Source organism: Leucobacter holotrichiae (assembly GCF_055791005.1).
Window position 1 is genome coordinate 165,545 of the sequence record NZ_JBVUAC010000006.1, and the last position, 18,006, is coordinate 183,550.

Annotated in this window: 18 protein-coding genes; 11 read left to right on the forward strand and 7 right to left on the reverse strand. The window is 69.8% G+C overall.

Annotation, left to right across the window (positions count from 1 at the left end; translation table 11 throughout):
- Nucleotides 1–8: 8 nt before the first annotated feature.
- Both AC0KXF_RS09715 and AC0KXF_RS09720 read right to left on the reverse strand, forming a co-directional pair.
- Nucleotides 9–953, reverse strand: coding sequence for a DUF808 domain-containing protein (locus AC0KXF_RS09715; protein ID WP_473108987.1), 945 nt, complete (start codon nt 951–953; stop codon nt 9–11).
- 89 nt (nt 954–1,042) lie between these two features.
- Nucleotides 1,043–1,285 carry a hypothetical protein gene (locus AC0KXF_RS09720; protein ID WP_473108988.1) on the reverse strand — a complete coding sequence of 81 codons (243 nt, stop codon included), beginning with the start codon at nt 1,283–1,285 and terminating at the stop codon, nt 1,043–1,045.
- Between the two features lie 148 nt (nt 1,286–1,433).
- Between AC0KXF_RS09720 and AC0KXF_RS09725 the strand changes: the two genes are divergently transcribed.
- The 9 genes from AC0KXF_RS09725 (at nt 1,434) to AC0KXF_RS09765 (ending at nt 11,826) form a co-directional block, all read left to right on the forward strand.
- On the forward strand, nt 1,434–2,957 hold the full coding sequence (locus tag AC0KXF_RS09725; protein WP_473108989.1) for a sensor histidine kinase: 1,524 nt from the start codon (nt 1,434–1,436) through the stop codon (nt 2,955–2,957).
- On the forward strand, nt 2,954–3,616 hold the full coding sequence (locus AC0KXF_RS09730) for a response regulator transcription factor (RefSeq protein ID WP_473108990.1): 663 nt from the start codon (nt 2,954–2,956) through the stop codon (nt 3,614–3,616). The genes AC0KXF_RS09725 and AC0KXF_RS09730 overlap by 4 nt, the downstream gene beginning before the upstream one ends.
- A 169-nt stretch (nt 3,617–3,785) precedes the next feature.
- Nucleotides 3,786–4,964, forward strand: a complete 1,179-nt coding sequence (locus tag AC0KXF_RS09735) for a glycosyltransferase family protein (protein ID WP_473108991.1) — start codon at nt 3,786–3,788, stop codon at nt 4,962–4,964.
- Entirely contained in the window at nt 4,954–6,198 is a 1,245-nt protein-coding gene (locus AC0KXF_RS09740) for a glycosyltransferase (protein ID WP_473108992.1), read from the forward strand. Before AC0KXF_RS09735 ends, AC0KXF_RS09740 begins: the two co-directional genes overlap by 11 nt.
- Nucleotides 6,198–7,364 carry a glycosyltransferase family 4 protein gene (locus tag AC0KXF_RS09745; protein ID WP_473109052.1) on the forward strand — a complete coding sequence of 389 codons (1,167 nt, stop codon included), beginning with the start codon at nt 6,198–6,200 and terminating at the stop codon, nt 7,362–7,364. The genes AC0KXF_RS09740 and AC0KXF_RS09745 overlap by 1 nt, the downstream gene beginning before the upstream one ends.
- Nucleotides 7,361–9,184: an ABC transporter ATP-binding protein gene (locus tag AC0KXF_RS09750; RefSeq protein WP_473108993.1), complete on the forward strand. Its 1,824-nt coding sequence runs from the start codon at nt 7,361–7,363 to the stop codon at nt 9,182–9,184. Before AC0KXF_RS09745 ends, AC0KXF_RS09750 begins: the two co-directional genes overlap by 4 nt.
- An 83-nt stretch (nt 9,185–9,267) precedes the next feature.
- Nucleotides 9,268–10,293, forward strand: a complete 1,026-nt coding sequence (locus AC0KXF_RS09755; RefSeq protein ID WP_473108994.1) for a phosphotransferase family protein — start codon at nt 9,268–9,270, stop codon at nt 10,291–10,293.
- Nucleotides 10,290–11,417 carry a phosphotransferase gene (locus AC0KXF_RS09760; RefSeq protein WP_473108995.1) on the forward strand — a complete coding sequence of 376 codons (1,128 nt, stop codon included), beginning with the start codon at nt 10,290–10,292 and terminating at the stop codon, nt 11,415–11,417. The genes AC0KXF_RS09755 and AC0KXF_RS09760 overlap by 4 nt, the downstream gene beginning before the upstream one ends.
- A 43-nt stretch (nt 11,418–11,460) precedes the next feature.
- A complete protein-coding gene (locus AC0KXF_RS09765; RefSeq protein WP_473108996.1) occupies nt 11,461–11,826 on the forward strand; it encodes a hypothetical protein in 366 nt (121 codons plus the stop codon).
- An 88-nt stretch (nt 11,827–11,914) separates the two neighbouring features.
- Here AC0KXF_RS09765 and AC0KXF_RS09770 read toward each other — a convergent pair whose 3' ends face one another.
- The 3 genes from AC0KXF_RS09770 to AC0KXF_RS09780 all read right to left on the reverse strand — a co-directional run bounded on the left by AC0KXF_RS09770 (nt 11,915) and on the right by AC0KXF_RS09780 (nt 15,246).
- Nucleotides 11,915–13,258, reverse strand: a complete 1,344-nt coding sequence (locus AC0KXF_RS09770) for a UDP-glucose dehydrogenase family protein (protein WP_473108997.1) — start codon at nt 13,256–13,258, stop codon at nt 11,915–11,917.
- 130 nt (nt 13,259–13,388) lie between these two features.
- Nucleotides 13,389–14,507, reverse strand: a complete 1,119-nt coding sequence (locus AC0KXF_RS09775) for a fatty acid desaturase family protein (protein WP_473108998.1) — start codon at nt 14,505–14,507, stop codon at nt 13,389–13,391.
- Nucleotides 14,508–14,703: 196 nt separating this feature from the next.
- Entirely contained in the window at nt 14,704–15,246 is a 543-nt protein-coding gene (locus AC0KXF_RS09780; protein WP_473108999.1) for a YaeQ family protein, read from the reverse strand.
- Nucleotides 15,247–15,428: 182 nt separating this feature from the next.
- On the opposite strand from AC0KXF_RS09780, the gene AC0KXF_RS09785 reads away from it, so the two are divergent.
- Both AC0KXF_RS09785 and AC0KXF_RS09790 read left to right on the forward strand, forming a co-directional pair.
- Nucleotides 15,429–15,842: a DUF4383 domain-containing protein gene (locus tag AC0KXF_RS09785; RefSeq protein ID WP_473109000.1), complete on the forward strand. Its 414-nt coding sequence runs from the start codon at nt 15,429–15,431 to the stop codon at nt 15,840–15,842.
- The gene (locus AC0KXF_RS09790) at nt 15,842–16,315 is read left to right on the forward strand and encodes a hypothetical protein (RefSeq protein WP_473109001.1); all 474 of its coding nucleotides are present in this window, start codon (nt 15,842–15,844) and stop codon (nt 16,313–16,315) included. The genes AC0KXF_RS09785 and AC0KXF_RS09790 overlap by 1 nt, the downstream gene beginning before the upstream one ends.
- Before the next feature lie 629 nt (nt 16,316–16,944).
- On the opposite strand, the gene AC0KXF_RS09795 is transcribed toward AC0KXF_RS09790, so the two are convergent.
- Both AC0KXF_RS09795 and AC0KXF_RS09800 read right to left on the reverse strand, forming a co-directional pair.
- A complete protein-coding gene (locus AC0KXF_RS09795; RefSeq protein WP_473109002.1) occupies nt 16,945–17,565 on the reverse strand; it encodes a hypothetical protein in 621 nt (206 codons plus the stop codon).
- Nucleotides 17,566–17,625: 60 nt separating this feature from the next.
- Nucleotides 17,626–17,991 carry a hypothetical protein gene (locus tag AC0KXF_RS09800; protein WP_473109003.1) on the reverse strand — a complete coding sequence of 122 codons (366 nt, stop codon included), beginning with the start codon at nt 17,989–17,991 and terminating at the stop codon, nt 17,626–17,628.
- Nucleotides 17,992–18,006: the final 15 nt, after the last annotated feature.

Genomic DNA, 18,006 nt, shown 5'->3' on the forward strand with positions numbered 1-18,006 from the left:
AGAAAGGCCTACCGCGCGACGGGCCTCTTAAACCGCAGCCGTGCGATCAGCGCGAGCACGGCGACGACCGCCGCACCCCAGATCAGGCCGAACACCGCCGAGAGACCGCTGTCGATCAGCCAGGTGACGATGCCGGGGCCGTGCACCGCGTGCGTGATCGAGTGCAGCACTCCGTAGGGCCACGGCACCCTCACCTCGGCGAGGTTGGCGAGCAGGATGTGACCGCCCACCCACAGCATGGCCACGACGCCGACGATGCTCAGCAGCCGGAAGACCACCGGCATCGCCTTCACGAGCCACGTGCCGAGCACCTTCACCCAGCGCGGACGCCGCCGGCGCATCCAGAACCCCGCGTCGTCCATCTTCACGAGCAGCGCGACCGTGCCGTAGACGGCCACCGTCATGAGCACGCCGACGACCACGAGGATCGCGAGCCGCATCAGCCAGGAATCCTCATCGATGTTGGCGAGCGAGATCAGCATGATCTCGATCGAGAGCACGAGATCGGTGCGCACCGCGCTCGACACGATCTGCTTCTCGTCGGTCTCGGTGCGCTCGACGACCTCCTCGACAGTGGGTTCGTGCCCGTGCCCGCGCAGGGTACCGATCCAGTGCCACACCTTCTCCGCGCCCTCGTACGCGAGATAGGTGCCGCCCACCAGCAGCAACCACGGGAACACCCACGGCGCCCACACGCTGAGCAGCATGATGCCGACGATGATGCCGGCCTTGTTGATCAGCGACCCGCGCGTGATCTTCCACACCACGGGCAGCTCGCGCTTCGGGCTGATCCCCTGCACGTACTGCGGAGAGACCGCGGCGTCGTCGATGACCACACCCGCGGATTTCGCCGAGGCCTTGGCGGCTCCGGCGACGACGTCGTCGACGGATGCAGCCGCGGCCCGCGCGAGCACGGCGATGTCGTCGAGGAGGGCGAAGAAGCTACCGGCCACGGGGTTCCTTGCTGGTCGAATGAACTGGAGGGGCGGATCGCGATCCGCGACCCGCCCCTCAACTCTAGAACTACAGCCCGCCGATTCCCTCAGTCTTCCTCGTCGGGTGTAGGAGTCTTCTCGCCCGTTTCCGGGTGTCGGACCAGTCCGGGATCCTCCATTCCGTGACGGGGGTTATCGATCTTGCCCTCGCGCCCGTAATCGACGGTGGCCCCATCGAGGATCGGACGATCCTGCGTACCCCCCTTCGGCGGAGATGTCGCGGTGCCCTTCCCGTTGCTGGCCTCCGTCGGGGTTTCCTGGTGAATCTCGTTCTTGTCTGACTCCGTCATGTCAATCTCAACCTCCTCTGTCCTGGCGGCCCACGCTACGCGCGCGCCCGGGGGAGAACTACCCGTTGACTCCATGCAGAGCGCGGGTTAAAGGCGGTGCCTTCCGAGGCGATCAGGTTTGAGAGGCGCGACCTCTTAGGCTGGGCGCATGACTTCGGGGCGGGGAGAAGGGCGTGCACGGGCGAGACGCGCCTACCCGGTACGCGTGCGCATCCTCGCGGCGATCCTCGCCGTGACCGCCCTGGGACTCCTCGCCGCAGGCGGCATCGCCTTCGCACTGCAGCAGAATCGCATCGCATCCTCGATCGACGATGAGCTCCGGCAGGAGTTCGCCACGGTGCGGGCGCTGGTCGAGGGTCGGAGTCCGAACGATCCTCAGGATGGCTCGGCAGCGCCCGAGGCGGCGCAGGTCGACACCTCCTTCGCCACGACGGACGACCTCGTCTACGAGGCCGTCCGCGTGGTCACACCCCCGCTCGGCGGCGGCACGCTCGGCATCGTCGACGGCGAAGCTCGCTTCACCCCCGGCTTCACGACCCCTCTTCGTCTCGACTCGCGCGCCTTCATCGATGAGATCTCCACGGCGACGACGACGGGGACGACCGTGCTCGACACCGTCTCGCTCGACAGCGCGGAACTGCGCTACCTCGCAATCCCTCTGCGTGTGGAGGGATCCGCTTCCGAGGGGGTCTTCGTCGCCGCCATCGATGTCGACGCCCGCCTGGACGATCTGAGATCGACCATGCTCGTCTACGCCTGGGTCGCGGCCGCCGTCGTGCTGCTCGTCGGCGTCGTCGGGTGGTTCGTGGCGGGGCGTCTCCTGCACCCGCTGCGCAGTCTGCAGCGCACCGCCGCCCGGATCTCGGCGGGCGCCCTCGACGAGCGCATCCCGGTGCGGGGCAACGACGACCTCTCCGAGCTCACTGAGACCATCAACGCGATGATCGGCCGACTGGAGGAGGCGTTCGTCGGCCAGCGTCGCATCGTCAACGATGTACGGCATGAGCTCGCCACCCCGGTGACGATCATCCGCGGCCACGTGGAGCTCATCGATCCGCTCGACCCCGACGACGTCAGGCAGAGCCTCGCGATCGTCACCGACGAGCTGAACCGCATGTCCGCCCTCATCGCGCAGATCGCGCACCTCGCCGACGCCGAGCGCACCACCGCGCACAGGCCCCGGTGGGTCGATATCGGCGACCTCACCCGTGCCGTCTTCGAGAAGGCCCGGGTCATCGGCGACCACGAGTGGCGACTCGACTCCGTCGCCGAGGGGCTGGTCTTCATCGATCCCTCGCAGATCACCCAGGCGTGGCTGCAACTCGCCGACAACTCCGCGAAGTATTCGCCCTCGGGCGCGCCGATCGAGGTCGGCAGTGCTCTCGCGGGCGACGAGCTTCGCTGCTGGGTCGCAGACAGCGGACCCGGGATCCCCGAGTCGGCGCGCGCCAGGATCTTCGAGCGGTTCGGCCGGGCGGAGTCCAGCCGCGGCACCGCCGGATCGGGTCTCGGCCTGTCGATCGCCGGGGCGATCGTGAAAGCCCACGGAGGTAGGATCGGGCTCGACACCGAAGTGGGGCGGGGGTCGGTCTTCGCACTCATGCTTCCTCGGAACGCGGGCGCGTCGCAGGAGGAACCGGAGGGACAGGAAGACGAGAGGAGCGGCGGATGAGCAGGATCCTCATCATCGAGGACGAGCAGCGCATCGCGAGCTTCATCGGGAAGGCGCTGCGCGCAGCCGGCCACGCGGCCGAGATCGCGGCCAGCGGCGAAGAGGGGCTCGCCCTCGTCGAATCTTCCGAGTTCGCACTCGTGATCCTCGATGTCGGCTTGCCGGGCATCGACGGGTTCGAGGTGCTGAACCACCTGCGCGCGACCGGTAACAACCTTCCGGTCGTCATGCTCACGGCCCGGGGCGCGCTGGAAGACACCGTGCGGGGACTCGACGACGGGGCCGACGACTACATCGTCAAGCCCTTTCGCGTCGATGAGCTGCTCGCGCGCGTGCGTGTGCGCCTCCGCGACACCTCGCGCCCGGCGGAGATCACGACGCCGTCCGTCAACGGAATCGATCTCGATCTCCGCACGCGGCGCGCGACGGTGGAGGGCCGGGAGGTCGAGCTGTCGGCCCGCGAGTTCGCACTCGCAGAGGAGTTCATGCGGCACCCGGACCAGGTGCTCAGCCGGGAGCAGCTCCTCAGCCGCGTGTGGGGCTACGACTTCGATCCCGGTTCGAACGTCGTCGACGTCTACGTGCGATACCTGCGTACGAAGCTCGGCGAGCAGCGCATCGAGACCGTGCGCGGCGTCGGGTACCGTCTGGTCGGATGAGCGGCCGCAACTATGAGGTGCTCGTCATCCTGCGCGAGCGCCGACCCGCCCGTCATCCTGCGCGACGATGAGAAAGCTCTCATCCGCCGCTCATGCCGGCCTCCCTCCCGCCCCGGATCGTAGAGACTGAGCATCGTGCTCCTCAGTCGCGGTGCGGGAGGGGCCCGACATGTCGATCCGAATCGTCCTGTACTCGCACGATTCAGCGGGACTCGGCCATATCCGCCGCAACCTCGCGCTCGCGGGCGCGCTGACCGCGGGAGTCGGCGGCGAGCCGGTGACCGGGATGCTCGTCGCGGGGCGCCCCGAGGCGACGCGCTTCCCGCTCCCCGACGGCTGGGACTGGCTCGTGTTGCCGGGCGTACGGCACGCACCGGGCGGCTACGCGTCTCGCGCGCTCGACGTGGACATCGAGACCGCGGCGGCGCTGCGCGGATCCGTGTTCCGGGCCGCGGTGCACGCCTTCCACCCCGATCTGCTCGTCATCGATCGTCATCCACTCGGCGTGGCGCGAGAGCTCGAGCCCGCACTCCGCATGCTGCGGACTGAGCAGCCGGACTGCCGCATCGTTCTGGGGCTGCGGGAGGTGCTCGACTCGCCGGCCGCCGCTGCCGCAGAATGGAGCGCACTCGGCGGCAGCGCTGCCCTGCGACCGCTGCTCGATGCCGTGTGGGTGTACGGGGATCCGCGGATCCACGACCTCACGGCCGACGGCGAGCTGCCCGCCGGACTGCGCGACCTCGTGACCCACACCGGGTACCTCGCCACCGGCAGAGTCGCCGGTCATCGCCACCGGATCGACGAGCCGTTCGTGCTCACGACCGTCGGTGGCGGATCCGACGGCGTCGAACTGGCGCTCGCCGCAGCCGCAGCTCCCGTGCCTTCCGGGCACCGGCACCTCGTCGTCACGGGCCCCCAGATGTCGACGGCCGACCGTACCCGCGTCGCGGCCGCTGCTCGGCCCGAGGCCTCGGTCGTGCGCAGGGTGCCCGACGCTCTGCCGCTCATGCGGAGCGCCTCCGCGGTGATCTGCATGGGCGGGTACAACACGATCTGCGAGGTGATGAGCACCAGCACCCCGGCGCTCGTCGCTCCGCGCACCCGGCGACGGGCCGAGCAGCGGATACGAGCGGCCGCACTCGCCGCCGCGGGTGCGATCCAGACGATCGATGCGAGCCGGATCGACCCCGGCAGCATCGGTGACTGGCTCGCCGCCAACGTCGGCCGTTCCGCGGCCCGGGAGAACGTCTCCCTCGACGGCCTGTCGCGCATCCCGTACCTCGCGACCGCCCTGCTCGAGGGGAACCGGGAGCGTGTGCGCAGAGGAGGCGAACGAGTTGCCGTCTGAATTCGCGCCGAACCGCGCACGCATCGGATACGTGGTGAAGGTCTACCCCCGCTTCTCGGAGACCTTCATCGTCTCCGAGCTCATCGCGCGCGAAACCGCCGGAGAGACCTTCGAGGTGTTCGCGCTGCGCCCGTCCGATGACCCCCGGTTCCACCCCGAGCTCGCGAGGGTCGCCGCCCCCGTCACGTACCTGCCGCGACCGACACGGCCGTCGGCGTTCTGGGAGACGATCCGCACGGCCGCCGCCGACTCCCATCTCGCGGCGGCCATCGGCAGGACGCTGCCCGAACTGCTCGAGGCCGATGCCGACGAGGCCGTGCAGGCCGTCGCCCTCGCCGCGCACGCCCGCCGCGCGGGTCTCGAGCACCTGCACGCGCACTTCGCGAGCGGCGCGACGACCGTAGCGCGTCTCGCGAGCCTCCTCACCGGCATCCCCTACTCCTTCACCGCCCACGCGAAAGACATCTTCCACGACGACGTCGACCTCGAAATGCTGCGCTGCAAGATCGCCGGCGCCCGCTACGTGGCGACCGTGAGCCGCTTCAACGCTCGCTTCCTGGGCAGGCTCGCGCCCGAGTACGCGGAGCGCATCCACCTCGTGCCGAACGCGGTCGAGCTCGACCGCTTCCCGTATCGCGCGCCCGCGCCCCACGAGGGCCCGCTGCGCATCGCAGCGGTCGGGCGCCTCGTCGAGAAGAAGGGCTTCGATGTGCTCATCGAGGCCGTGGCCGAGCTGCACGCCCGAGGCGTGCCGATGCTCGTCACACTCGCGGGCGGCGGAGAACTGGCCGATCCGCTCTCCGAGCGCATTCGCTACCTCGGCCTCGAAGCGATCATTCGCATGGCCGGCCCGCTCCCGCAAGACGGGGTCGCGGCGCTGCTGCGCGAGGCCGATGTCTTTGTCGCCCCGTGCGTCGTCGGGTCCGACGGCAACGCCGACGGCCTGCCGACCGTGCTGCTCGAGGCGATGGCCTCGGGCGTGCCCTGCGTCTCCACCCGGGTGACCGGCATCCCCGAGGTGGTCGTCGACGGCGAGACCGGGCTGCTGTGCGAACCCGGCGACCGAGACGGGCTCGTCGCGGCGCTCGAGCGCATCGCCACCGGGAGAATCGATGTCACGGCGCTCGCCCGCGGCGCGCGGGAACTGGTCGAGCTGCGCCACGACGTGCGGCTCACGGCCGCACGTCACGCCGATCTGACCGCGGGCGCCGTCACCCGAGAGGCGGTGTCGTGATGCGCGTCGCCTACCTGTGCGCCGACCCCGGCATCCCCGTTCTCGGGTCGAAGGGGGCCTCCGTGCACGTGCAGCAGATCGTGCGCGCCTTCCTGAGGCGCGGAGACACGGTGACCGTTTACTGCACTCGCCGCGGCGACGGCGACCCGGAGGCCCTGGGCGGCGCTCGGATCATCGAGCACGGCGTCCCCGGGGGTGACGTCGCGGAGCGCGAGGGAGCCGTCGCGAAGGCCGCTGATGCGCTCGCCACGCGGGCTGCCGACGACGGGTGCGATCTCATCTACGAACGGTACTCCCTGTTCTCCGACGCCGCCGCGCAGGTCGGCGATCGGATCGGCGTCCCGTCCGTAGTTGAGGTGAACGCACCGCTGATCGAGGAGCAGCGCACCCACCGCTCTCTCGTGGACGGTGCGGGGGCGGAGGCGTCCACGCAGCGCCTGTTCTCGCGCGCGTCCGTGGTCGCGTGCGTCTCGGGAGCCGTGGCCCGCTGGGCGTCCTCGCGGGGAGCCCGTGCCCCGCTCATCGCCCCGAACGGGGTCGACACCCGGAGCTTCTCATCCGCGCGATTCCCCGACGGTCCGCTGCGGGTCGTGTTTCTCGGCTCTCTCAAACCCTGGCACGGCGTGGGCACCGCGATCGACGCGCTCGCGGGTCTCGACGGCGTCGAGTTCACGGTGCTCGGAGACGGACCGGAGCGCGAGGCCTTGGAGCAGCGCGCGGTCGAGACGGGTGCGTCGGTGCGCTGGCTCGGTGCCGTGCCGCACGCTCGCGTGGCCGAGGTACTCGCGGGAATGCACGTGGGCGTCGCACCGTATCCGGCCGAGGCCGACGACTACTTCTCACCCCTCAAGGTCTACGAGTACCTCGCCGCAGGGCTCGCGATCGTGGCGTCCGATTGCGGTCAGCTGCCCGCGATCCTCACCCACGGGCGCAACGGCCTGCTCGTGCCGCCCGGTGACCCCCGGGAGCTTCGCCGGGCAGTGCGCCTGCTGCGCGACGACCGTGACCTGGCTCGCGCCCTGGGAACCGCTGCTCGCGAGCAGGCCGTGGAGCGCCACGACTGGGATCGGGTGCTCGCCGGCATTCTCGGCCCGCTCACGGCCGAGGGGCATGCTCGCAGCCGATCCGCCCCTTCGCGATCCGCGCGAACGGAGAACAGCCGATGAGACGGACATCCCCCACGCAGCCGGGCGCCCTGCGGCGCACGCTGTCGCTCGCGCGCCCGCACCTGCGCGGCAACCGCCTCCTGCTCACCGGCGGGGTGCTCGCGCTGCTGGGCGAGGTCGCGCTGCGCGTGCTCGAACCGTGGCCGATCAAGTTCGTCATCGACGCCGTGAGCGTCAGCCTCGGAGCCACCAGCGGCGCGAACGCCGGCACGGCGGGAGCCGGGCTGCAGCTTCTGCTCTCGTGCGGGCTGCTGCTGCTCGGCATCGTCGGGCTCCGCGCCGTCGCCCAGTACTGCTCCACGGTCACCTTCGCCCTCGCGGGCTCGCGGATCGCCACGCAGCTCCGCTCCCGGGTGTTCCAGCATCTGCAGTCGCTCGGGCTGAGGTATCACTCGCGCGCTCCGCACGGCGACAACGTGCAGCGTCTCGTCGGCGATGTCGGGCGACTGCAAGACGCCACCGTCACGGCCGGGCTGCCGCTGATCGGCAACGCGATCACCCTCATCGTGCTGGCCGTCGTGATGGCGTTCATGGACCCGTTGCTCGCCGGCGTCGTCGCCGTCGCCGTGCTCGCCTATCTGCTGCTCTCGCGGCGAGGCGCACCGCGGATCGCCGCCGCGGCGAAGCGCACTCGACGCAGCGAGGGCGACCTGGCGAACACCGCCGCAGAGACGTTCGGGGCGATCCGCGTGGTGCAGGCGTACGGCCTCGAACCGCACCGCGGCCGGGCGTTCGAGCAGGGCAACCGCCGAGCCCTCGGGCAGGGAGTCGCGTCGAAGCGCCTCGCCGCCGCACTGGAGCGCGGCACCGATGTGATCGTCGGCGCCGGCCTCGCGCTCGTGCTCATCATCGGCGGGCTCAGGGTGATCGAGGGCGCGCTCACCCCCGGCGATCTGGTGATCTTCACCACGTACCTCAAGCTCGCGCTCCGGCCGCTGAAGGATCTCGCCAAGCACACCGGACGCATCGCCCGCGCCGTCGCCTCGGGCGAGCGCGTGGCGGATCTGCTCGACGAACCCGTCGACATCGCCGACAGGCCGGGCGCGCGCCCGCTGCGCGAGGTGCGCGGTTCCATCTCATTCACGGACGTGGACGTCGACGACGGGCGCGGACGACCGCTCTTCCGCGGACTCTCGCTCGAGATCTCGGCAGGGAGCTCGGTCTGCCTGCTGGGTCCGTCCGGAGCGGGCAAGTCGACTCTGGTCGGGCTCATCACCCGCGCGTCCGACCCGTTGCGGGGTGCTGTCGCCATCGACGGCGTGGACCTGCGCGAGGCCACGCTCGCCAGCATCCGCGGCAGCGCTTCGGTGGTGCTGCAGGAGTCGGTGCTGTTCGCCACGACGGTGCGGGAGAACATCCGTCTCGGCAGGCTCGAAGCAACCGATGAAGAGGTCGTCGCGGCCGCGCGCCGAGCGCTCGCCGACGACTTCATCAGGGCGCTGCCCGACGGATACGATACCGAGCTCGGCGACCGCGGCGGCACGCTCTCGGGGGGTCAGCGTCAGCGGATCGCGATCGCCCGAGCGCTCCTGCGCGATGCGCCCATCGTCATCCTCGACGAGGCCACGACGGGGCTCGACCCGGCGTCCAAAGAGCAGGTGTCGGCATCGATCGCCGAGCTCACATCCGGGAGGACCACGATCTCCGTGACCCACGATCCCGCGGCGGTCCGCGGCGCGGATCGTATTCTCTGGATCGAGGACGGTCGCGTCGTCGAAGACGGCGGGCCGCTCTCGCTGCTCGCCGATGGACAGTCGCGTCTCTCGCGGTGGATGCGCGTGACCGGTTCGGCAGCGCCCTCCGACCGGAGGCCGGCATGAGGGGGCCGTTCGCTATTCCGTCGGCGGCGGAATCCCTGCGCGCTCTGGCGGCGCGGGACCCCGCGCTACCCGACCTTCCTCTCGTGATCGACGGAAGGCTCCGCGACGAGGCGCTCGGCTTCGAGACGGTCGTCGAGCGGCTGCGCTACAAGCCCGGAGCATCGGTCGTGGCGGCGGTACGCGCTCGCGAGGGCGGAAGGTTCTGGGTCGTCTCGTACTCCGATCCGGTCAAGCTCGAGAAGAGCACGGCCCGGGCCAGGCTCGCCGGAGCCGAGGCGATCGGACTCTCCCCCCACGCTCTGGCAGGTCCGGCGCACGCCGACCGCCTGCTCGTCAGGCCGCTCGCGCGCGTGTTCGAGGCCGCCGCGCCCGCGTTCGGCGGAGCGACGGTGATCCGCTACAACCCCCTGCGCCGCCTCGTGCTGCGCGACGGGCAGCGGGCGCTCAAGATCACAGCCGATGCGGGATCCATCTCGCCCGTGATCGCGAGGGTCCTCGCGGAGCGCGGTCTCCCCGTGCTCGTACCCGAACGCCTCGCGGAGGGCGTTACGAGCTGCCCGTGGTGGGGCGTCGGCGACCTCTCGCACAGCAACGCCGCGGACCTCGCTCGGCAGGCGGGCGAGGCGCTCGCCGGTGTGCACGCCCTCGCCCCCGAGGGGTTGCCGCTGTCGGCGCTCGACCCTGCGAGGCTCGCCCGCACCGCGATCACGGCGGTCACGGCGCTGCTCCCGCAGCTCTCCGGCCGGTTGGAACGTCTGGCGGCGACACTCTCGGAACTGCGCGGGGGCGGCCCGGGCGTGTTCTCCCACGGCGACTGGTCGGCGGATCAGGTACTCACCGACGGGCAGGAAGTGCGCATCATCGATCTCGACCGGGCGGTAGTCGCACCGCCCGAACACGACCTCGGCACGTACCTGGCCTGCGGCGGCGACCCGGCCCTGCTCGACGGCTATCGCGAGGCGGGCGGCAGGATCGATCGGCGCTCCCTCCCCGTCTGGCAATCGCTCGCAGTCCTGCTGCGGGCGACAGAGCCCTTCCGCAGCGGCCAGGTCGACTGGCCCTCGGGGATCGAGCGGGCGGTCGCCCGGGCCGAGAAGGCGCTGCTATGACTCCCTCTGCCGTCATCCCTGATCCCGGGCCCCGATCGGATCCCGCTCCCACGTCGGCGCCCCCGCCGCATCCCGCTCTCGTTCCGGTTCCCGCGCCCGCCGCGGTCGTCGTAGCCGGGTGCGAGTGGACGATCGAGCGGGTGTGGCCCCCACGAGGCTCCGATCCCGGGCGGCCCCTCGAGGCGAGCCACCGCGGAATGGTGCGCGGCGGCTACATCGATGCCGCAGGCGCCGTCGAACTGCTCGCACCCGGTGAGGATCCGAGGCTCCCCGCGCTCGGAGAAGCGGTCGCGCACGGGCGGCTGATCTCTCATCGCCCGGGCAGACGGGCGGTGGTTCGCCTCGACTCGGGCGACGGTTACGCCAAAGTCGTGCCGCGCAAGCGCGCCCCGCGGATCGCGGAGGCTCACGAGCGGGGCCGGGCGTTCTCGGCGGGCCTTCGCGTGCCGACGGTGGTGCCGACGGAGCTCGACAGCGCCTCGGTGGTCTGCTTCAGCCCGCTGCGAGGCAGATCCTTCTCGGAGATGGGGGCGGATGCCGAGCTGAGCGACTCGGAGTGGGGCGCCGCGTGGCGCTCCTGGGCCGAGGGCTGGCTGGCTGCGGCGGCCTGCGAACCGCCGTCGGATCTGCCGGTCCACGACGTAGCCGAAGAGACCGCCGTGCTGCGCGAGTGGGCGCTGCAGGGCGCGGAGGTACTCGGCGGCCCCGTCCTGCGCACGGCCGAGCGTGTCGCCGCCGGACTCGAAGCCGCGAGTGCGCCGTCTGCGCTGTCGCACAGGGACCTGCACGACGGACAGCTGCTGTGGCACCCCGACGAGGGCGTCGGCCTGATCGACCTCGACACCTGCGCGCGAGCCGATCCCGCTCTCGACCTCGGCAACCTCGCCGCGCACGTCGAGTTCGCCGTTCACCAGGGGCACTGGCCGCGGGAGAGGGCCGAGACGGCGCTCATCGCGCTGGCAGATGTCGCCGCAGCACTCGGGATCGACGCGATGCGCCTCACGGCGTGGCGCACCGCATCGCTGCTGCGCGTCGTCTGCGTCAACGCGCTGCGACCGCCCCGGCGATCAGCCGCGCAACTGGTTTGGGAACACATCGAGGCTGAAATGAGCGAGCGAACATGAGAGTCTGGTAGCGGATGCAACCGCAGCGAAGGAGCCGAGCACCATGGGCATGAAGCGGAACGGGATGCTGCTCGCCGGGGCGACAGCGCTCAGCGTCGGAGCGATCCTCGTCGGCGCCGTCAGCGTCGCCGCTGCGATGAACCCGGGCCCCCAGCGCACGGTTCTCGAGAAGGAGCCGTTCATCGCGCCGTCAGCTCCGGCGACCCCCTCGCCGGAGCCCACGACGGAGCCTCCCGCCGATCCCGGCTCCGGTCCCGTCTCGGAAGAGCCCCCCGCTGAGACGCCCGCGCCGCCGCAAACCGACCCGCAGCCCCAGGAGCCGGTGGCTCCCCCGCCCGTCGACGTCTCCGATGACGATGAGGACGACTGGGACGATGACGACACGGACGACGACTTCGACGATGATTGAGAAGTCGCGTCGATAGAGGATCTCGTCGCCCTGCGCGCGGAGCGCAGGATCCCCCGCCGAGATCCTGCGGCTCCCTGACACGCAGGCTTCAGGGGCGCCCCATGCCGTAATACTTCCAGCCTGCGGCCCGCCAGGCTGCCGCGTCGAGGCAGTTGCGTCCGTCGACGACCGCTCGGGCTGAGACGAGGGACCCCGCATGCTCCGGAGAGAGTCCACGGCGGTACTCTTCCCACTCCGTGACCACGACGACGACGTCCGCATCGTTCAGCGTCGAGTCGAGGTCCGTCTCGTACTCGAGCTGCGGATGGGTGCGGCGGGCGTTGTCGATCGCAGCCGGATCGGTCACTGTGACCCGGGCACCCAGTCCACGCAGCCGAGAGGCGACGTCGAGGGCTGGTGAATCGCGCACATCATCGGAGTGCGGTTTGAAAGCCGCCCCGAGCACCGCGACGCGGCGCTCGTAGACGGAACCGCCGCAGGCGCGGACGGCGAGCGACACGGCTCGCTCGCGACGGCGCAGGTTGATCGCATCCACCTCGCGCAGGAACGAGAGTGCACTGCCTCGGCCCAGCTCTTCAGCGCGGGCGACGAAGGCGCGGATGTCCTTGGGCAGGCAACCGCCGCCGAAGCCGATGCCTGCGCCGAGGAAACGGCGGCCGATGCGCTCGTCGTGGCCGAGCGCATCGGCGAGGCGCGTGACATCGGCGCCCGTGATCTCGGCGATCTCCGCCATCGCGTTGATGAACGAGACCTTGGTCGCGAGGAAGGCGTTGGCCGCGACCTTCACGAGCTCGGCCGTCGCGTAGTCGGTGACGAGGAAGGGCGACCCTCCCTCGATGGCGGGGGCGTAGACCTCGCGCAGCACGTCTGCGGCGAGGAGCCCCTCGGCAGTGGGCGCGCCTCGCGAGATCTCCTCACCGCTCGCGACCGGCACCCCGACCACGATACGATCCGGCGACACCGTGTCCTTCACCGCCCAACCCTCGCGCAGGAACTCCGGATTCCACACCAGCGTGACGCCGAGAGGCGCCAGCCGATCGGCGAGACCCGCCGCGGTGCCGACCGGCACCGTGGACTTCCCGACGACGAGGTCTCCCGGCTTCGCGATCCCGCAGAGCTGGTCGACCGCGCGATCCAGGTGCTCCAGGTCCGCCCCCTGGCCGTCGCGCTGCTGCGGTGTGCCGACCGCGATGAAGTGCACGGCCGCGTCGGCGGCGGCGTCCATATCGGTCGAGAACCGCAGACGACCGGAGGCGAGACCCGCCTGCAGCAGTTCTTCGAGGCCCGGCTCGAAGAATGGGGCTTCCCCGCCCGAGAGCAGGCGGATCCGCCCCTCATCGACATCGATACCGATCGCCTCGTGGCCGATGGACGTCATGGCCGCCGCATGCACCGCCCCGAGGTAGCCGCACCCGATCACGGAGATTCGCATCAGAACCCTTTCCCTGCATGGCGCCCGACGCTCGGTCGGCCTGATGCCAGGATGGTGCGGGGCTCTTAAGGGCGTATGAGGCGTTTCTGAGGGCGCTCTCATGAACGGGGAGGATCGGGCCTTCCGCCGGTTAGGCGCGACGGTACTGCGCCGTGATGGGGCAGTCGAACGGATCCCGGGCTGCAAGACCCACCCGGTTGAGGTAATCGATCACGATCGCGTACGAGCGCCACAGCGAGGTCTCGGTGTAGGGGACGTCGAGGGTGCGGCAGTGCTCGCGCACGATCTCGCGAGCCTTCGCCAGGTTCGGGCGCGCCATGCTCGGGAACAGGTGATGCTCCACCTGGTAGTTGAGACCGCCCATGAGCCACGTCGCCCACCAGCCGCCGCGAATGTTGCGCGAGGTGCGCACCTGCTTGGTGAAGAAGTCGAGTTTCGCATCATGGGCGATCACAGGCATGCCCTTGTGGTTCGGGGCGAACGAGGCTCCCATGTAGACGCCGAACACCGCGAGCTGCACCCCCATGAACGCGAAGGCCATCCCCAGCGGGAGCAGCAGGAAGACGGGCAGCAGCACGACCGCGAAACGCGCCGCGATGATCCCGATCTCCGTCCAGCGCCCCTTCACCGGCCCGCGCCCGAACAGGTACTTGAAGCTGTGGAAGTGGAGGTTGAGCCCCTCGAGCGTGAGCAGCGGGAAGAAGAACCAGCCCTGGCGCTTCGTGATCGCTCTCCGCAGGCCGCGCGCCTCGACCGCGTCCTCCTCGATGAACGAGATGGTGTCGACCTCGATATCGGGATCCTTGCCGACCCGGTTCGGGTTGGAGTGGTGGCGGGTGTGCTTCGAGTCCCACCACGAATAGCTCATGCCAATAGCCCCCGCGAGCACTCGCGCCAGACGGTCGTTGGCCGGGCCGAGGGAGAGGATCTGCCGGTGCGCGGCCTCGTGGGCGAGGAACGCGATCTGCGTGAAGATGATGCCGAGTGCTGCGGCGATGAGCAGTTGGAACCAGCTGTCCCCCAGCAGGATGAAGCCCGTGACGGCGCCCCCGAAGGCGAGCGCGATCGCGCCGCCGACCATCGCGTAGAACCACGGAGCTCGACGCAGCAGCCCCGACTCGCGCACCACTTCGGAGAGGCGGCTGTAAGCCTTCGCCACCGGCGGGAAGTCTTCACGGCGCGATCTCGTGGGCTGCAACGGGCCGAGGCCGTCCAGTCGGCTCGTCTCGCGAGTGTGGGTGGACGTCATGCGCGGCACCTTGTTTCTGTGGGAACCGCACGGCATGCGACTCGGTGAAGCCAAGGGCGGGTGCCGATCGCTGCTCTCACACTATCGGCTGCACCATGCAGGGCCCTGCATGCGGCCTGATGCCCAGGGGATGCTCAGGCAGTCCTCGGTTCGACACCGAGATCTTCTCGTTCCCGGCCGCTCTGCCGGCGAGCACTCACGCGAGTCGATGCTCGTGGATCGTGGTATCCCTCGAAGCCCCGTTCAGTTCGAGATAGAGCTGTTGCTCGGTCACCGAAACCGTCATCGTGTTCCGTCTCGAGAGTTCGTTCACCGCGGTGTCGATGAAACCTGCGTCGAACGAGCGGAGCGGGATGCTCTCCGCTCGGTGAACAGTCTTCCCCTCCCACGATGCGAGAAGCTTCGCGGGATCGCGGTGAGTGTATACCGCCGCGCGATCGGCGAGTTTGCTGCCGAAGTGGAGCCGCTGCGCGTCAGGAGCACCGATCTCGATCCACGCGGTGATGCGGCCGGTGAGATCCCGCACGAGCACCGCCGGCTCCTCCGTCGAGGAGACCCCGCCTGCTCCGAAGACGATGCCCTCCTCGTACTCGAGGCAGTACGCGAGCACGCGCGTCATCATGAAGGAATCCGTCTCCGAGGGATGTCTGGCGACGCGCAGCGAGAGCTCTTCGTACACTCCGCGATCCACGTCCGCCAACTGCACTTCGAAGGTGTGAATCGTCGCGCCGATAGCCATAACCCATGAGCCTATCGCTGGTGGGGTAGCCGGAATCGGCCCCGCCATTAACACACCGACCCCGCGGCGCACAAGCGTCTGTTGCGGCGAACCCGCGCGCTGGAGACTGGTCGGGAACCGGCGATCGGCGCAGCACGCAGGCAAACCGCGGTCGTCACGAACGATCCCAAAGGAGCAGTATCGTGAAAAACTCACCCAACCGGCTCGTCGGCGTCATCTTCGGAGCGGTCTACTTGCTGGTCGGCATCCTCGGATTCACGGTCACGAGCGGCGTCGACTTCATCGCCACCGAGGGCGGTCTGCTGCTCGGTCTCTTCGAAGTGAACCCCTTCCACAACGTCGCCCACCTGCTCATCGGCGCGGCGCTGCTGTTCGGCGGCCTCGCAGGAGCGCGAGCTGCCAAGGCGGTCAACGGCGTCGTGGGCGCGGCCTACCTGCTGCTCGGCATCGTGGGCTTCTTCATCGCCGACACCGGCGCGAACATCCTCGCGCTGAACACCGCCGACCACATCCTCCACCTGGGCAGCGCGCTCATCCTGCTGGGGGTCAGCATCGGAGCGGACAAGGCGCGCCTCACGGCATCCCCCGCCGTGTGATGATCGGCCAACTCTGGTCCGCTCTCGCGGCCATCGGGTCTGGCCTCGTCCTGACTGCCGTGGCCGCGGGAGCGGATCCGTGGGTGGCCGCGTCCCTGCTCACGGCGGCCGCGCTCGAGGTGGTGTGGGGGGTGCTCGTCATGCGCGCCGGCAGGATCCTCGCCCCAGGAACCGCGATCGGCGTGTGCGCCGTGCTCGGTCTCGCCGCGATCCTCATGCTCTTCACCCGAACCATCGGGCTGGCCCCGTGCCTCGCGCTCGTCGGCCTGCACTGGATCACGGCCATGTTCGCAGCGGTGAGCCTGCGCGGGGAACACCGGGAGCAGCGCCCCAATCCCCGTCCGAGGGCGTTCCTGCTGACACTGACGGCTCAGGCGATGATCGTGGCGGCGATCACCACGCCCGCGCTCGCCGAGACCGAGCCCGGGGCGGCGGCGGTTCCGCACGGCACCTCGACGCACGGCCACCACTGAACGGCGGTGGGGCGAGGGCTCGCGGCGCAGCTGGGTACCGACGACCGCGAGGAACACACCGACCCCCGCCGCGAACGCGCTCACACCGTAGGCGAGCACCGGCTTCATGAGCGAAGTACGCAACGCTGCCGCCGTCGAGAGCGAGGCGCTCTGACCTCGCAGCTTGCGCTCCTCATCGCTTCCCGATTCGACCTTGCGCAGTGCCTCGCTGATGTCGGCGAAGGTGCGCCCCTCCGCACCGCGCTCGGCATTGTTCTTGATGACGAGCGCCTCGACGTAGGCCGTCGCCGGATCCTGCACCGGCTCGCCTGCCAGCACGGGCGCGTTGCCCGGCACGACGATCTTCTCCTCGCGCAGCTGTTTGGTGACGGTGATCCAGGCCCCGACGCCGGCTGCCGTGAACAGCGAACCCGCGGCGACCGCGAGCCCTCCTACGCGGCGCAGGACGGAGGCAGAGGATGACGAGGTCATCGTTGCTCCTTTCGTAGTCGAGATCGCCGGCAACGGCGAAACCAGGTCGAGCGCCCGACACCGGCTGCCGCGCTCCGGCAACGGCCGCGGCTCCGCCCAGTCTGGCAGCTGTTCGCACGAGGCCTGCGGTCATTCGACGGGTTGCCCGGAACTCCGGCTCAGTAGGCGAACTGCGGGCGAACCTCCGCGATCCCGGCCAGCTCCTGCTGCAGCCGCTCATGCAGTTTCCACCCGCGTTCGAACCAGGCCGGCGGCCTGTCTTCGTGAATTCCATAGCTCTCCCACTCCCGGCTCCACTCGATGAGATCCTGCTCCAGCGCGCCCGAGATCGGCAGTTCCCCGCGTTCGACCGGGTAGGAATCGCCGAAGCGCTCCCACAGCGGAAGCCTGACCATCCACTCCGGGAACATCGAGACGGCTCGCAATCCGTTGGGCAGCAGCACTTGCTCGTCGCGGAGAGACCGTGCCATGAGATAGCGATCCTGCATCTGCGCCCGCCGACGCCACTCGTCAGCATCTCCCGGCGGCTTCCGGTGATCGCCCCCGGAGAGCCAGATCAGCACGGGATCGGCGGAGTCGCATACGAGCGCGAGGGACCAGAGGCGGGCGTCGTCCTCCGAGAGCATGCGCGCGGTTTCGAGCGCCTCTTCAATCGACGCATCCACGAGGTCGTGCACACAGAGCTCATCGTCGGCACCTGCGTAAATATGCACCCGCAGCCGTGGGTTGTACTGGTCACCCACCGAGCGGTGCGATCGCGTCGGCACGAATCTCATCATGATGCGAACCTACAAGCTCGGCGCTGCCGTCTCCAGAGCGCCGCGACCACCCGTCAGCGGTCAGCGATCGAACCGGCGTTCCATCTCCTGCGACACCGCGTAGTGGTCGGCGTACTCGCGCCGCAGCTCAGCGCGACGTCTCGCACGGCCCAGCACCGACGACAGCCCGAACGCCACCACCATGACGATACCGGCACCGATCGTGATCAGGAGGTTCTCGGCGGATGCCCCCTCGCTGGACTCCACCCATCCCATCAGCAGAGCGATGCCGAGGAACAGGACCGCGAGTGCCATCAACCCGATGAGGTTGCACACCAGGCTGCCCAGTTTCGCGATCGTTGCGACCGGATGCATGATGAACCCGATGATGAGCCGGATGACGAAGACGACCAGCATCACCAACAGGATCACCAGGATGATCGGCATCGGGTCTCCTCCCCG